The organism is Stenotrophomonas maltophilia (assembly GCF_047782825.1).
Classification (GTDB): Bacteria; Pseudomonadota; Gammaproteobacteria; order Xanthomonadales; family Xanthomonadaceae; genus Stenotrophomonas.
In genome coordinates this window covers 4,514,595-4,530,084 of sequence record NZ_CP180589.1, presented here as the reverse complement: position 1 = coordinate 4,530,084, position 15,490 = coordinate 4,514,595, and the positions used below count along the sequence as shown (strand labels likewise).

Below are 15,490 nucleotides of genomic sequence, written 5' to 3'. Positions count from 1 at the left end.
TACCGCCTCCGCCAAGGTTGCGTAATCCTGCGCCCCCGTACCGGGCAGTGCCAACGCGCGCGCAGCTCATCCAGGAAGGGCATCGACAGCCAGCCGGTGCCGTCCAGCCCGGGCAACACGACAACCTGCAGTGGCAACGGATCACTCAAGGCAACGCCCTTCGCATGTCCACGGTGGAGGACCTCGAGCATGGCCGAACGGGAGCCAACACGCCATACGCAGACGTACGCAGACGTCCGCGATGACCCGTTCAGACGCCCCCGTTGGCAAACACGAATAAACGGATAGAATCGCCGCCACACGGGTCGCCAGCGGTAGCCCAGGGGATTGAGGAAGTCCGTGCCACGGCACGGAAATTGCATCACGGCAATGGACTTTCGACCGGCAACCCGGCCGACATCGGGAATCTGAAAAGAAGGAACGGCCCACCGGCAGATGCGCGCAGGCGCGATGCGGTGGCTGACATTCGTGGATGGATCAGGGGGATCGCATGTCCGCACCAAACTTTGCCCGTCCGCTGCTGCGGGCGGCACTTCTGCTGTTGCTGTTGGCCGGCATCCTGTCGAGCGCGCAGGCCGCGCCGACCCAGCTGATCTTCAGCAATGCCGGCGGCATCGGCGGCACCTTCGCCGAGGACGGGCAAGGCGGGTCGGTCGATATTCCCGGCCTCACCCTGCAGATATTCCACACCAGCAACGCGGCAGGCACACCTGCTGCAGGCATGACCTGGCAGGACAACACATTCCTTTCAAGCGGCGACCCGTCGTGGAGCGGATTGACCCATACCGACAATGCTGGGCGGTTCGGCATGGCGATACGCTCGACGACCGGCCGGCATTTCGCGATCAGCTCCTTCAAGTACTACAACTGGGGCGAGACGGAGAACACGACGTACATCGTCGAGGCCTATCGCGCCGGTGCCTTGGTGGGCAGCCGCAATTTCTCGACACCGCCGGGCCTGAGCATTCCGCTTACCGTGACCCTGCTGCCGGCCACGTTCGGCGATGTCGATGAAGTACGTATCCGCACGCTCAGCGGCGGCACGAACATCAACAGTACATGGCACTCGATCAACAACCTGATCGTGGAGCCCGCCAACACTGCGCCTACCGATCTGACGCTGAGCAATCCCAGCGTCGGCCAGAGCGCGGGTGCGAACGCGGTGATCGGCACGCTCAGCACGACCGATGCCGATGCCGGTGACACGTTCACCTATGCCCTGGTGAGTGGTGCCGGGGACAGCAACAATGCATCCTTCAACATCAGCGGAAACGCGCTCCGCGCCAACGATGCACGCACGCTTCCGGCAGGCAGCCAGAGCATCCGTGTGCGCAGCACCGACGCTGCCGGCGCCAGCGTCGAGAAGCTCTTCAACCTCACCGTCATCGACGATCTGGCACCTGCCGTTGTCAGCACCGCGCCCACCGGCTCGCCGCCGGCCACCGCCACCAGCGTGAGCTTCGCGGTAACCTTCAGCGAGGTGGTCAACAACGTGACCGCCAACGACTTCACCCTTGGCACCACGGGCAACGCTGCAGGTGCCATCACCGCAATATCGGGCAGTGGCGCCGTCTACAGCGTCGACGTGTCGGGCATTACCGGCAACGGTAGCCTCAAGCTCAATCTCAACAATGGCACCGACATTGTCGACGCAGCCGGCAATGTCGCGGCGGCATACAGCGGAGGCACCGCGCACAACGTCGCCATTCCCACCGCGCCGGATGCCCCGACCATCGGCGCGGCGACCGCTGCCAACGCCCAGGCCACGATCAGCTTCACTGCACCTGCCAACACCGGCGGGTCTGCCATCACCGGCTACACCGTCACCTCCTCGCCGGACAACGTCATTGCTACGGGCTCGGCATCGCCCATCGTCGTCACCGGCCTGACGAACGGCACGGCCTATACCTTCACCGTCACTGCCACCAACGCCATCGGCACCAGCGCGGCGTCCGGCGTATCGAATGCCGTCACACCGAAGGCCACGCAGACCATCACCTTCACCAATCCGGGTGTACAGAACTTCGGCACTACGCCAACGCTGTCGGCCACCAGCAGTTCGAGCTTGCCGGTAAGCTTCAGCTCCGCCACGACCGGGGTCTGCACCATCGCGTCTGGTGGTACCCTGACCTTCGTCTCCGCCGGCAGCTGCACCATCAATGCGGATCAGGCAGGTAATGCCACCTACACGGCCGCAGTGCAGGTGTCGCAGACCTTCACCGTCGCCGCGATCGCACCCGGCGCGCCGACGATCGGCACCGCGACCGCTGGAAACAGCCAGGCATCGGTGACCTTCACTGCGCCGGCCAGCAATGGCGGCGGCAGCATCACCGGGTACACCGTGACCTCCAATCCTGGAGGACTGACCGGCACCGGCAGCAGTTCGCCGATCACCGTTACCGGCCTGACCAACGGCATTGCGTATACCTTCACCGTCACCGCGACCAACAGCGCCGGAACAGGCAGCGCGTCTGCCGCCTCCAATGCCATCACCCCGGCGTCTCCGCAGACGATCACCTTCGCCAACCCGGGCGCGCAGACCTATGGCACCACTCCCACGTTGACGGCAACGTCCACCTCCAGCCTTGCGGTCAGCTTCACCTCGTCGACAACTGCGGTCTGCACCATCACCAGCGGTGGGCAGCTGAGCTTCGTCACCACCGGTACCTGCACGATCAATGCGAACCAGGCCGGAGACAGCACTTACCTGCCGGCATCGCAGGTCAGCCAGTCGTTCACCGTCAATGCGGTGGTACCCGGCGCACCGACCAGCGTGTCCGCCAGCCCGTCGGGCACCGGTCAGGTCAGTGTCACCTTCACCGCTCCGGCCAGTACCGGCGGATCGACGATCAGCGGCTACACGGTCACCGCCTCGCCAGGCGGCGCTACCGGCACGGGTGCAGGTTCTCCCATCACCGTCACCGGCCTGACCGTCGGCCAGTCGTACACGTTCACCGTCACCGCCACCAACAGCGCAGGCACCGGCAGCGCGTCTGCTGCATCCAATGCGGTCACCGCTGCGGATGCGATCGTTGCCAGCCCATCCAGCGCAACGGTGGCCTACGACACTGCAAGCGCTGTGGCACTGACGATCAGCGGCATTCCGACCAGCGTGGTCATCATCGGCAATCCGGCCCATGGCCAGACCGCCGTCAGCGGAACCTCGGTCACCTACACGCCGACAACCGGCTACTACGGCGCGGACAGCTTCAGCTACCAGGCCAGCGACGGCAACACGACCTCGGCCACAGTGACGGTCAGCATCACCGTGTCCCCGCCGACGCTGGTGGCAACGCCCGCCTCGCTGGGCCCGGCAACCGCGGGCACCGCCTACACGCCGACGCTGTCCACCAGTGGTGGCGCGGCGCCGTACAGCTACCAGGTGATCGGAACGCTGCCGCCGGGCCTGTCGCTGAGCCCGGCAGGCGTCTTCAGCGGCGCGCCCACCGCAGCCAACACCTACAGCTTCAGCGTGCGCGTGACCGACAGCAGCACCGGTAGTGGCCCATCCAGCAAGGACACCGCCTACACCCTGGTGGTGAACGCTCCGCAATTGGCGTTTGCACTCTCCAACCTGCCGCAGTCGTCCACGGCCACTGGCTATACGCAGCGCCTGCAGGTCTCCGGTGGTGCCGCGCCGTACAGCTTCGCGGTAAGTGCCGGTGCCCTGCCGACCGGCTTGGCGCTGGCCAGCGATGGCGTGTTCTCCGGCACACCCCAGGGCGCAGGCAACTACGGTTTCACGGTGACAGTCACCGATGCGAACGGCTTCACCGCCAACCAGGCCTATACCCTGCAGGTGCTTGAAGCGGTGCAGCAGATCAGCGCGTTCCTGGCCAACCCCACCGCGCCGGTCTACAGCGAAAATGGCCGCTTCAGCGTTTCCGCCAGCGGCGGCGCGTCCGGCAATGCCATCGTGTTCGCCACCACCACCCCCGCCGTGTGCCGCGTGGACGGCAGCAGCGTGACGATGCTTGCCGCCGGTCGTTGCAGCCTGACCGCCAACCAGGCTGGCAACACGCAGTATCTGGCGGCCACCCCGGCCACGCTGGATGTGGACATCACCGCCGCTGTGCCGGTGCTGCAGTGGCCGCAGGAACTGCACAAGGTGTTCGGCGAGGCCGCCTTCGATCTGGTCGATCCGCAGAGCCCGAGCCGCGGCGCCTTCAGATATGCCAGCAGTGATGCGCGCGTCGCCAGCGTGCAGGGACGCACCGTCACCCTGGTGGGTGAAGGTGTGGCGATCCTCACGGTCACCCAGGCAGCCTCGGGAGGCTACGCAGCAGGCAACGCACAGTTGCGTCTGGTGGTCAGCCTGCGCCCTGACCCGACCCGCGACCCGGGTGTTGTTGCCGGCCTGCAGGCGCAGGTGGATGCCAGCGTGCGCTTCGCCAGTGCACAGCAGTCCAACATCCGCGACCGTCTGCGCCAGGTGCGCGGTGGCAGCAATGCGTCCAGCAACCAGCTGTCACTGAGCTATGCCGCTGGCAACGATCTGCCCAACGTGTCGGTACCGGTGTCCCGGCTGGGTGGCGACGCCCTGCCCGCGTTGCCTGCCGGCTGGGGCATGTGGGCCTCCGGCTCGGCCAGCTACGGTGCCGGGCCGGGCCGTGGTGGCCGGTACGACTTCCGTACCGATGGCCTGACCGTCGGCGTGGACCGCGCCTTCGGCACCCGCTTGCTGTTCGGTGTAGCCGGCAGCTTGGGCCGCAACAACAGCGACATGGAAGACAGCGATGCCCGGGTGAAGTCCGATCAGCGATCGCTGGCGGCCTATGGCCTGTGGCGTGGCGGTGAGCACGTGTTCATCGATGGCATCGTGGCCACCGGCACGCTGGACTTCGATACCCGCCGATGGAGTGCGGACGCCGATGCCTTTGCCCAGGGCAAGCGCGACGGTGACCAGTGGTTCGGTTCGCTGGCCTTCGGCTATGAGCAGCGCCTTGCCGGCACCACGCTGACCGGCTACGGCCGTGTCGAGGCCAGCCGCAGTACGCTGGACAGCTACCGCGAAAACGGCGCCGGCCTGTACGACCTGGTCTACCGCCAGCAGGTGGTGCGCAACAGCGCCGTGGCACTGGGCCTGGAGGGCACGTACCTGTCTGCAGACCCGGAAGCGCGCGTACGTCCGTTCTGGAGCATCGAGTACCGCCAGGCGCTGGACGACAAGGGCGATGCCTACCTGAACTATGCCATCGGGCCGCGCGCGCAGGACTACCAGCTGCGTATGCAGAGCTACAACGACCACGCGCTGTCGATCGCTGCCGGCATGGACGTTCGCCTGCAGCGGGGCTGGTTCATGTCACTGCTGCTGGGCCACGAGCAGACCCGCGGCGCGAGCCGGGCCACCAGCATCGGCCTGCGCCTTGGCTATGGGGCCGCCGGTGCTGCGCAAGGTTCCGATGCGCTGGGCAGCAGCGAGAGCAACGGCAAGCAGCGCTGCAACCCGCGCCGCTGCCCGACGCAGGCGCTCGCCGCACCGCGCTGAGGCGAGAGCACCAGGGAACGCCAGCCCCGGATCCGGGGCTGGCCATGAAGGACGCGGGCAAGCGTGCAGCGTGCCGGGCTTTCCGCCAGCCGTTGCGTTGAAGACATGGCCTGCAGGGCTGCAGCCGCCCTGCATGCACGGGCTGTCAGTCCGGCAGCGCGGTGACCCAGCGAGCCACGACGGCAGCAGCCTGTTCGGTGCGGGCCTGTAGCAGCAGATGCGGGCCCTGCAGGGCGACATGCCGCGCGTCGGGCAGCAGGGCCAGCAGCTCGGCCACGCTGGGCGGCCACAGCAGACGATCCTGGCGTGCCTGCAGGCAAAGCGTGGGCAAGGTGATGCGCGGCAGCAGGGGGCGCACATCCACCTGCAGGGTGACGGCCGCACGTTGCCGCAGCACCCGCGCAGGCACCTCGGCCAGGGACAGGCGCAGGGCCCGCACGTTGTCCGGCGTCCGCCAGCGCCCCAGCAGCAGGCGCGTCAACACTGGCAGCGGCGGTTGCGGCCAGGCCAATGACAGGGCCAGTGCGCTGGCCGCCGGCATCGGCACCGGCCGCCGCGCGAACGTGGTGCTGAGCACCAGCCCACGCAGGCCGGGGGGTGCCTGCGCCGCAATCTGCACGGCCAACGGACCGGCAAACGATTCGGCCAGCAGCACCCAGGGCTGCTGCGGCAGCAGTGGCTGCAGCCAGGCGGCCAATGTGGGATAGTCCTGTGCGCCGTGCAGGGGCAGCGGCAGTGCGTCGGCATCAACGCCGTGCGCGCGCAGGGCATCCAGGAACGGCGCGGACATCCCCACCCCGCCATCCAGGCCGGGCAACATCAGCACACGCGGGCGCAGCGGGGCGGTCAATCGCCCGCCCCGCCCTTGACCACCGGTGCCGCGACGGCGACCGCCTGCAGCTTGCGCACCGCAGCGATCGGAATGGCTTCAGCGCGCCGCTGCTGCGGCCACCAGACGAACAGGAATGCACTGCTGGAGCCGAGCAGGCGGGCGCTACCGGGCAAGGGCGCTGCGTCGCCATTCAACTGCAGGCGGATCACTTCACCGCGGCCCTCGTTGCGGATCTGCTGCCCACGCACCTGCACGTAGTTGGCCGCACCAATGGCCATGAAGGCGGCCACAGCCAAGGTCATCGCGGTCAGCGGCCGCAGTCCCACACCTTCCCAACTGGTCAGCACCGAGCGCGTCAGCACCGCCCGCCAGGCCCAGTTGCGTGCACGCAGCTGTTCAAGCTTGGCCGCGTTGCGCTTGCGCAGCGTTTCCGGCCAGCTCACCACCAGTACCAGCAGCACACCTGCGGCCAGCAGCAGCGCATAGGCTGGGTCGCGGATGCCGGCCACCAGGAAATCGCTGGGCTGCATGTAATCCAGGATCGACAGCTCGAAGCCGCGGTAGAACCAGAAGCTGCACCACAGCCCCAGCAGTGACGCCAGCAGGTAGGCCACGGTGAACAGCAGGGCCGGTTCGCGGCGCATGCGGCGCAGCGCCTGCATCACCGCCGAATCATCATCGCCACGGGTCAGCGGCAGCATCGACCAGTCGGTCGGCACCTCGGCTGGAGGCATGGCGGGCGCGGCCATGCCCTGCATCCGTGGCACATCGCCGTAGGCGCCTTCGGTCTCGTTGCTGTCCATGCTCCCTCCCCCGGTGTCTGCAGCGAGCATCGCCGAAAAAGGGGCCGCGCGGTAGAGTCGAGCTTGCTCGACTGCCTCTGCCACAAGCAGTCGAGCAAGCTCGACTCTACCGGCGCAGCGATCAGGCCGCGCGGGCCACCACGGCGCGCGTCGGGCCGCCCTGCTCGATCTGGAACACCGCAACCGAGGTGGTCAGCGCGTTGGCCTGCTCTTCCAGCGCGCGGCTGGCCGCGGTGGCTTCTTCCACCAGGGCGGCGTTCTGCTGGGTCACTTGGTCCATCTGCACCACCACCTGATTGACCTGTTCGATGCCGGCCGCCTGTTCCTTGCTGGCCGCAGCAATGTCGCTCATCAGCTGGTTGGTCCGCGAGCTGGCCTGGGCCAGACGGGCAATCGCTGCTTCAGACTGCACGGTCACGGCCAGGCCGCTCTGCACCTTGGCGCCCGCGTCTTCGATCAGTTCCTTGATCTCCTTGGCGGCGACGCCGGCACGTTGGGCCAGGGTCCGCACTTCGCTGGCGACCACCGCGAAACCACGGCCCTGTTCGCCGGCACGCGCGGCTTCCACGGCCGCGTTCAGTGCCAGGATGTTGGTCTGGAACGCGATGCCATCGATCACGGTGGAGATTTCCGAGATGCGCGAGGACGACTGGTTGATCTCACCCATCACGGTTGCCATCTGCGCCATCGCCTGCTCGGTCTCGCGCACTGCGGCGCCAGCCGCATGGGCTTCGCTGTCGGCCTGGCGGGCCAGCTCGGCGTTCTGGCGCACGGTAGAGGTCAGTTCCTCCATCGATGCGGCAGCCTCTTCCAGGTTGGCGGCCTGCTGTTCGGTACGGCGCGACAGGTCGTTGTTGCCGGCCGCCAGTTCCTGCGCGGCATTGTTGATGCTGTCGGCCGCCACCTGGATGCCACGGACAATGCCGGTCAGCTGGGCGGTGGTGGTGTTGGCATCGTCACGCATGCGGGCGAACACACCTTCGTACTCACCGTCCATGCGGGCGGTCAGGTTGCCGTGCGAGATCGCACGCAGCACGTCGGAAACATCGGCGATGCTGGCCTGCGAACTGGCCATCATGGCGTTGAGGTGTTCGACCATGGCCCGGTACTGGAACTGGAATGCGGCGGCATCGCCGCGCACGCTGAAGTCACCTGACCCGGCTGCCTGCGCCAGCGTGTCGATCTGCGCGCTGATCGCCATCAGGCTCTGCTTCACCGCAGCCAGGGTGCGGGTCAGCGCGGCCTTCTCGCCCGGATACTCCGGCAGGTCGCGGCTGAGGTCACCAATGGCGTACCGCTGCATGACGTCAGCCATCAGCAGTTCCACCTGCACGTGCGATTCCACCAGGCTGTTGGTGGCCTGCACCATGCGGCCGAAATCACCGGGGAAGGCATCGGCATCCATGCGGTAACGGATCGCACCGGCCTCGTGCTGTTCGGCCATGTGCAGCTGCGCGCCGATGGCGGCCTGCACGCTCTGCCGCACGCTGGCCATGGCTTCACCCAGCTGGGTCAGCTCATCGCGGCCGCCCAGGCGGAATTCCTGGTCAAGCTGGCCCTTGGACAGGCGCTCGGCCAGCTGCACCGCACGCGCCAGCGGACCGGTCATGCTGCGTCCGATCATCACCGACGCGCCAATGCCGACCAGCAGCGCCACGCCACCCAGCACCAGCAGCTGCAGCAGGCTGCGCTCACCCAGGCGGATCGCTTCGGCAGCTGCCTGGCGGCTTTCCTTTTCTTCGAACGCTACGCCTTCGGCCAGCGCCTTGTTCCAGCCATTGGCCGCTTCCTGCACGGGGCCCAGGGTCAGCGTGACCGCGCCGGGGAAATCGCCCTGCTGCATCAGTTCACTGGTCTGCTTGTTGAGCGGGCGGGCAATGGCACGCTTGGCCGCGATCGCTTCGCCCATCGCCTTGCCCTCGGCATTGCCGGGCAGTGCCTGGTAGGCCGTCCAGCTGGCTTCGTAGCGCTTGACCAGATCGGCGATGCGCTGTTCGTCGGCATCGCGTGCGTCGCCCTGGCGGATCAGCATCTCGCGGCGCACGACCATCATCTGGTTGTTGGCGTCGAGCATTTCCGACAGCAGGCGCACCTTGGCCACGCTGACCTCGACCACCTGCTGCATCGCACGCTTCTGCACGGCGGTGGCAGTGGCGCCGGTGGCCACGACGGCAGCAACCAGCAACAGCAGCAGGCCAAAGCCCAGCCCAAGACGCCAGGCAACCCTGACGTTCCTCAAGTAGTTCATGGGGGTATCCAAAACGGGGGGGATGTCGCCTTATCGGCCCCCCGCAGGCGCGTCTTGACCCCGCAAGCCTGAACGCTTCGGTGGCGGTTCACATTGGCCGTTCAGCCTGGCGTGGTATCAGGCTGCAGCGGGCAGGCGCTGGCCAGCCGTGTGGCCAGGTCCTGGCGCAGCGCCGTCAGGGCCACGATGCGGGCGTCGATGTCGGCCAGCTTCTCCCGCAGCGCGGCGGCCAGCAGCGGGCCGGCATCGGCCTGTTCCCATAGCCGGGGCAGGCGCTGGCCGATTTCGGCCAGGGTGAAGCCCAGTTGCTGGGCGGTGCGGATGTAGTGCACCAGCATTGCCGTTTCGGCCGGGTAGTCGCGGTAGCCATTGGCCAGCCGACGCGCGCCGATCAGGCCCTGTTTTTCGTAGAAACGCAGCGCTTCGCGCGACAGCCCGCAGGCCTGCGCCAGTTCTCCAATCTGCATGTCCGGTCCAGAAGGGCTTGACCTTGAAGTTTACTTCAGCCCTGACAGTACGCCCTGTTTCCACGACCAAGGGCTTCCATGCTGATTTCCCGCTATCTCCGTATCGTCCGCGCCAGTGCGGCCTATGACCTGCTGGTCACCCTGCCCTTCGCGCTGCCCTGGACCTTCGCCCCACTGCACGCGGCGTTGGCCTGGCTGGCCCAGGCCTGGCAGTTGCCCGGCCAGGTGCCGGCGCTGGACCCGCTGCACATGCTGCTGGCCAACCTGCTCGGCTCGGTGGTGGTGGTGTGGTCGCTGGCACGCATCCTCGCCCCCACGGTACTGCTGGGCCGGCTGGATGCGGCGGCGCGCGGGATGTTCGCGCTGTGGCAGGTCTACGCCGTGCTGCACGGCGCCAGCGCCATCCTGCTGCTGTTCACCGCCGCGGAGATCGCCTTCGGCGTGCTGCAGAGCGGGCGCATCACGCGTGACGCGACGCGCTGAGACCTGCGCGTACATCCATCGCTCAGCAGGGCGTCAGCGTTTTCACGCGGGCTGGCCGCGGGGTACAGGCATGGTGGGGACGAATCCCGCAGGAGCGTCCCATGCTTTCACCCCGCGTTGCCATGCTTGCGCTGTCGTTGATGGTTACTCCCGCCTTCGCGCAGACCGCACCGGCCGGATTGCCCGAACCCATTGCCGAGCGCGCCGGGCCGGACATCGCTGCGCGTTCGCCGCTGCATGCGCAGGTGCTGCTGGACCGCGCCAATTTCTCGCCGGGGCAGATCGATGGCGAAGTGGGCAGCAACCAGCGTCGCGCGGTGTCCGGCTTCCAGGCCGCGCATGGGTTGAAGGTGACCGGCGAACTGGACGATGCCACCTGGAACGCCCTGCAGGCCGATGCCAACGCGCCGCTGGCCAGCTACACGCTGACCAGCGAAGACGTGGCCGGACCGTTCCAGCCGATTCCGAAGAAGCCGGCCGAGCAGGCCAAGCTGAAAGCGCTGGGCTACAGCAGCGTGGAAGAAGCGCTGGGCGAACGCTTCCATGCATCGCCGGAGCTGTTGAAGGCGCTCAATCCGGGCGTGGACCTGGGCAAGGCCGGCAGCCGCATCCAGGTGCCCAACATCGCGCCGGCACCGCTGCCGAAGGCGGCCAAGGTGGTGGTCGACAAATCCGATTCCACCCTGCAACTGCTGGATGCACAGGGCAAGGTGATCGCGCAGGTGCCGGTATCGTCCGGCAGCCAGCATGACCCGCTGCCGATCGGCGAATGGAAGATCCTCGGCGTGTACCGCGATCCGCCATTCCACTACAACCCGAAGCTGTTCTGGGATGCGCGCAAGGGCGAGAAGAAGGCGACGCTGCCGCCGGGCCCGAACAACCCGGTCGGGCGCGTCTGGATCGACCTGTCCAAGCCGCATTACGGCCTGCACGGCACGCCCGAACCCGGCCATGTGGGCAAGACCGAATCGCACGGCTGCGTGCGCATGACCAACTGGGATGCCGTGCGCGTGGCCGACGCCGTCGATACCTCGGTGCCAGTGCTGATGCAGGAGTGAGCCGATGCGTCTTTCGCAGCTGATCGTGCTGGGTGTGGTGCTGGGGCTGGGCGTGGGCTGGTGGCTGCGCCGTGATGCGGGTGAGCCGGTGGCGGTTGCGTCACCTGCAGCGCAACCTGCGGTGGCCGCGGCACCGCCGGGTGGGGCCGCAACGCAGCGCCTGGACGCTCCGGCTCCGACTGCCGTGCCGCCAAGCAGTGCCACCGGTGTGCCAGCCGGCCTGCTGCTGCCGGTGCAGGGCATCCCGGCCTCGCAGCTGCGCGACACCTTCACCGATGCACGCAGCGAAGGCCGCGTGCACGATGCCATCGACATCATGGCCGACGCCGGCACGCCGGTGCTGGCGGTGGCCGATGGCACGGTGGAAAAACTGTTCGACAGCAAGCGCGGTGGCTTGACGATCTACCAGTTCGAGCCCAGCGGACGCTGGTGCTACTACTACGCGCACCTGCAGCGCTATGCCGATGGCCTGGCCGAAAAGCAGGTGATCACGCGCGGCGAGGTGATCGGTTACGTGGGCAGCACCGGCAATGCCAGCGCCGAGGCCCCGCACCTGCATTTCGAGGTACATGTGCTGGGGCCGGAAAAACAGTGGTGGAAGGGTGAATCGATCAATCCGTATCCGTTGCTCGTGGCGAAGCAAGGCGACCGCTAGGCCGTCCCATTTGCGGTACCGCCTGCTGCCGACAGGTACGACTGCAGCGCGTGTACTTCTGCCATCCACGCTTGCAGTCCGTCGGACTCCTCTTTCAGCTCCCGCAGTTCGCAGTTCTCGGCTTGCACCCGCTGTAGTACGAGGTGGGCCAGCGACAACAGCGCGGGGGATGGCATCTGATTGCAGGCAGCTACCCAAGCCATCAGCTCCTCTTCCTCGGCAATGGCAGCCGTCGGTCGGCCCAGCAGGGCCAGCACTACCTCCACGGCTGCCAGCGCCCTGCCTGCTTCGGGAGCTTCCACGTAGTCGTCGGGATTGATGGCCGCGCTCAGCGCTTCCTCCAGAAGCGATAGATCCGTGCATTCCGTCAGCTCGCAGGCCAGATCGCAGGCGTCATCGTTCTCAAATGAACCGTCTCCCCATGCTCCCATGTGATTGCTCCTCGTTGATTGGCAGATGCCGCGCAGGACACGCGCAGCCTTCCTCCATCATCGTGCAGTCGACAGGGTGCGACTCGCGAAATCCGCACGCAGGGCGACTTCCAGGACGCCAACCATTGGCGCACGGTGCTTCCCGTCCGACCGAGGCCTGTCACACCGTATGGGGCCAAGGCAGAAAACGACAGAAACTCGCGCTGGTCGACGAAGTACGTTCTGCCGATCGGGGGACTGCTATTGAGGGGGGATTGGGGCATTCCTACCCAATATGGGCATGATCCTACCCATATTGGGCATTCACCGGTCAGCCAGGAGTCCGCCGGGCGTGGCCCGGCGCTACCGCGCCCGAGGTCGGCGTTGCCACCTCCGCAGCGCGATGCTGGCCGTCGCCAGTCCGCCACCCGCGATCAGCAACAGCAGCGCCACCGGCTGCCAGAAGAAGAACGGCCACAACCATAGGTAATCCAGGTCGGTCAGCTTCAGCACATCAATCGGCGGCAGCAGTTCCACCGAAGCTTCGCGTCCGGCCAGGGCCGGGTCGACCTCCAGCACGGTCAGCCGCAGCCAGGAACGCCCGCGCGGCAGCGCATCCCCCCGCCCATAGCCGAAGTACGAGGCGGCGAACCTGCTTGGCTTGACCGATGCCAATACACGGATGATGTCCGTGTCTGACGTGCCCGAACGCGTGTCCGCACGGAATTCGTTGTGGTCGGTCGGGGTGTCCGCGCGCAGGCGCACCTCGGGATCGATCGCCGGATCATCACCGTCATCCGCGTAGCGCAGACGCAGGCGCAGCGGATCGTCGATGAAGCGGTAGACCGTAGCTTCCGCCGTCGCGCCGGGGGTCAGCACCAAGGGCAGGGTCTGCGTGCGCGAGGCCAGGTAGTTGGCGGCCGCGCCCAGCACCAGCACAAGGCTGGCCAGGGTCCACAGGCACCACAGCACCCACAGGGTCACCCGTGCCACCGTCACGCCCTTCATGCCGAAGTCTCCGTCATCGCTGCGCTTCCCTGCCGGCTGTGCCGACACATTACCGAAAACGAAAAAGCCCCGCTTGCGCGGGGCTTCTCCTTGCTGCGACGTCGGGCATGGCCCGGCGCTACCGGTCAACCACTCAGGCGAACGGATCCTGCAGGACCATGGTGTGGTCGCGGTCCGGGCCGGTGGAGACGATGCTGATCGGGCAACCGGCCAGCTCTTCAAGCGAACGCAGGTAGGCGCGTGCGGCCGGCGGCAGCTCGTCCCAGTTGGTGATGCCGTGGGTGTTCTCGCTCCAGCCCGGGAACTCCAGGTACACCGGGGTGCAGTCTTCCCAGCCCTGCGCGTCCAGCGGCGCGTATTCGGTGCGCTTGCCGTTGTATTCGTAGGCGATGCAGACCTTCAGCTTTTCCATGCCATCGAGCACGTCCAGCTTGGTGATGCACAGGCCGCTGATGCCGTTGATGGCCACCGCGCGCTTGAGCGCAACGATGTCCATCCAGCCGCAGCGACGCGGGCGACCGGTCGACGCGCCGTACTCGGCGCCGCGGTCACGGATGCCCTGGCCGATTTCATCGTCCAGTTCGGTCGGGAACGGGCCGCCGCCAACGCGGGTGGCGTAGGCCTTGGCGATGCCCAGCACGTAGTCGATGGAATCGGCGCCGACGCCGGCACCGGCCAGCGCACCACCCACGGTGGTGTTGGAGCTGGTGACGTACGGGTAGGTGCCGTGGTCGATGTCCAGCAGTGCGCCCTGCGCGCCTTCGAACAGCACGCGCTTACCCTGCTTGCGCAGGTCGTGCAGGATGCCGGCCACGTCGGACTTCATCGGCTGCACGTATTCGCCGAAGGCCAGGGCTTCGTCGAAGGTCTTCTGGAAGTCGACCGCATCGGTGTTCAGATACTTGGTCAGCACGAAGTTGTGGTAATCCAGCGCGGTGCGCAGCAGCTCTTCCAGCTGCTTGGGGTAATGCAGGTCGGCGATGCGGATGCCGCGGCGCGCCACCTTGTCTTCGTAGGCCGGGCCGATGCCACGGCCGGTGGTGCCGATCGCCTTGCCGCCGGCAGCGCGTTCGCGCGCCTGGTCCAGGGCGATGTGGTACGGCATGATCAGCGGCGCGGCCGGGGAGATCTTCAGGCGCGAACGCACTTCCACGCCGGAGGTTTCCAGCTCGGCGATTTCCTTCTGCAGCGCGGCCGGCGAGATCACCACGCCATTGCCGATCAGGCACAGCGCATCGTCACGCAGGATGCCCGACGGGATCAGGTGCAGGACGGTCTTCTTGCCGTTGATGACCAGCGTGTGGCCGGCATTGTGGCCGCCCTGGAAGCGCACGACGGCGCCGATTTCCTCAGTGAGCAGATCGACGATCTTGCCCTTGCCTTCATCGCCCCACTGGGCACCCAACACTACGACAGACTGACCCATGACGGGCTCCTCGGTTTTGTTGCGGCCATCGGGGCCGCGGACGGGTAAACCGTGGCGGGGCTGGCCAGCACCTGGATGGCGGCTCCAAACGGGGAGCGGCCGGCGATGGAAGGCCCAGACACGGAAAAAGCCGAACGGGGAGGCCCGTCCGGCTTTTGTGCATTATCCGGGTTTCCGGGGTCGGGTGCCACCTTTCCGACGGACGGCTTCACCGGCCGCTCAGGCGCCCATGCTCGGCTGCTGTGCCGCCGCTACACCCGGCCGCCCCTGTGTAGAGCCGAGCCCATGCTCGGCTGCTGTGCCGCCGCTGCGCGGCGCCGCCCGAGCACAGGCTCGGGCGCTACACCCGACCGCGTCGGGTTGCCGGCCAGCGGCCGGCACTACCGGTTCAATGCCGCGCCCACCACAGCAGGCTCAGGCCGGCCAGCAGCACCAGGCCGCCGAAGCTGCGCAGGGCCGGGCTGGGCAGGTCCAGCAGGCGCTCGGCCATGCGCTTCCACGCCAGCGGGGCGACGAACAGCAGCAGGCCTTCCAGCACGGCCACCAGGCAGACGGCCGCGAACAGATCTTTCATGGGGGGGAACTCCGGAAAAAGCACGGGGCCCGGCAGAT

Annotated in this window: 12 protein-coding genes; 4 read left to right on the top strand and 8 right to left on the bottom strand. The window is 67.2% G+C overall.

The features are described from left to right. The first annotated feature begins 490 nt into the window (after positions 1-490). Positions 491-5,488 carry an autotransporter domain-containing protein gene (locus ACM2ZB_RS20700; protein WP_416056811.1) on the top strand — a complete coding sequence of 1,666 codons (4,998 nt, stop codon included), beginning with the start codon at positions 491-493 and terminating at the stop codon, positions 5,486-5,488. Between the two features lie 145 nt (positions 5,489-5,633). Here ACM2ZB_RS20700 and ACM2ZB_RS20695 read toward each other — a convergent pair whose 3' ends face one another. The 4 genes from ACM2ZB_RS20695 to ACM2ZB_RS20680 all read right to left on the bottom strand — a co-directional run bounded on the left by ACM2ZB_RS20695 (position 5,634) and on the right by ACM2ZB_RS20680 (position 9,838). After that, positions 5,634-6,278 carry an alpha/beta fold hydrolase gene (locus ACM2ZB_RS20695; RefSeq protein WP_416056810.1) on the bottom strand — a complete coding sequence of 215 codons (645 nt, stop codon included), beginning with the start codon at positions 6,276-6,278 and terminating at the stop codon, positions 5,634-5,636. A gap of 56 nt (positions 6,279-6,334) precedes the next feature. Continuing rightward, the gene (locus tag ACM2ZB_RS20690; protein ID WP_416056809.1) at positions 6,335-7,123 is read right to left on the bottom strand and encodes a hypothetical protein; all 789 of its coding nucleotides are present in this window, start codon (positions 7,121-7,123) and stop codon (positions 6,335-6,337) included. Positions 7,124-7,244: 121 nt separating this feature from the next. Continuing rightward, positions 7,245-9,371, bottom strand: a complete 2,127-nt coding sequence (locus tag ACM2ZB_RS20685; protein WP_313442162.1) for a methyl-accepting chemotaxis protein — start codon at positions 9,369-9,371, stop codon at positions 7,245-7,247. A gap of 101 nt (positions 9,372-9,472) precedes the next feature. Next, positions 9,473-9,838, bottom strand: a complete 366-nt coding sequence (locus ACM2ZB_RS20680) for a MerR family transcriptional regulator (RefSeq protein ID WP_416056808.1) — start codon at positions 9,836-9,838, stop codon at positions 9,473-9,475. A gap of 78 nt (positions 9,839-9,916) precedes the next feature. Between ACM2ZB_RS20680 and ACM2ZB_RS20675 the strand changes: the two genes are divergently transcribed. The 3 genes from ACM2ZB_RS20675 to ACM2ZB_RS20665 all read left to right on the top strand — a co-directional run bounded on the left by ACM2ZB_RS20675 (position 9,917) and on the right by ACM2ZB_RS20665 (position 12,034). After that, positions 9,917-10,321 (top strand): hypothetical protein, encoded by a 405-nt coding sequence (locus ACM2ZB_RS20675; RefSeq protein ID WP_416056807.1) that lies wholly within the window; start codon positions 9,917-9,919, stop codon positions 10,319-10,321. A 101-nt stretch (positions 10,322-10,422) separates the two neighbouring features. Continuing rightward, the gene (locus ACM2ZB_RS20670) at positions 10,423-11,379 is read left to right on the top strand and encodes a L,D-transpeptidase family protein (protein ID WP_416056806.1); all 957 of its coding nucleotides are present in this window, start codon (positions 10,423-10,425) and stop codon (positions 11,377-11,379) included. Positions 11,380-11,383: 4 nt separating this feature from the next. Further along, on the top strand, positions 11,384-12,034 hold the full coding sequence (locus ACM2ZB_RS20665) for a M23 family metallopeptidase (RefSeq protein WP_416056805.1): 651 nt from the start codon (positions 11,384-11,386) through the stop codon (positions 12,032-12,034). Here ACM2ZB_RS20665 and ACM2ZB_RS20660 read toward each other — a convergent pair. The 4 genes from ACM2ZB_RS20660 to ACM2ZB_RS20645 form a co-directional block, all read right to left on the bottom strand. Next, positions 12,031-12,465, bottom strand: a complete 435-nt coding sequence (locus ACM2ZB_RS20660; protein WP_416056804.1) for a DUF4259 domain-containing protein — start codon at positions 12,463-12,465, stop codon at positions 12,031-12,033. The two genes, ACM2ZB_RS20665 and ACM2ZB_RS20660, sit on opposite strands and share 4 nt — an antisense overlap. A 342-nt stretch (positions 12,466-12,807) precedes the next feature. Next, positions 12,808-13,452 carry a hypothetical protein gene (locus ACM2ZB_RS20655; RefSeq protein ID WP_416056803.1) on the bottom strand — a complete coding sequence of 215 codons (645 nt, stop codon included), beginning with the start codon at positions 13,450-13,452 and terminating at the stop codon, positions 12,808-12,810. A 133-nt stretch (positions 13,453-13,585) separates the two neighbouring features. Continuing rightward, positions 13,586-14,878, bottom strand: a complete 1,293-nt coding sequence (locus ACM2ZB_RS20650; RefSeq protein ID WP_416056802.1) for an adenylosuccinate synthase — start codon at positions 14,876-14,878, stop codon at positions 13,586-13,588. Positions 14,879-15,266: 388 nt separating this feature from the next. Beyond that, positions 15,267-15,452: a DUF2065 domain-containing protein gene (locus ACM2ZB_RS20645; protein WP_079222788.1), complete on the bottom strand. Its 186-nt coding sequence runs from the start codon at positions 15,450-15,452 to the stop codon at positions 15,267-15,269. Positions 15,453-15,490 lie beyond the last annotated feature (38 nt).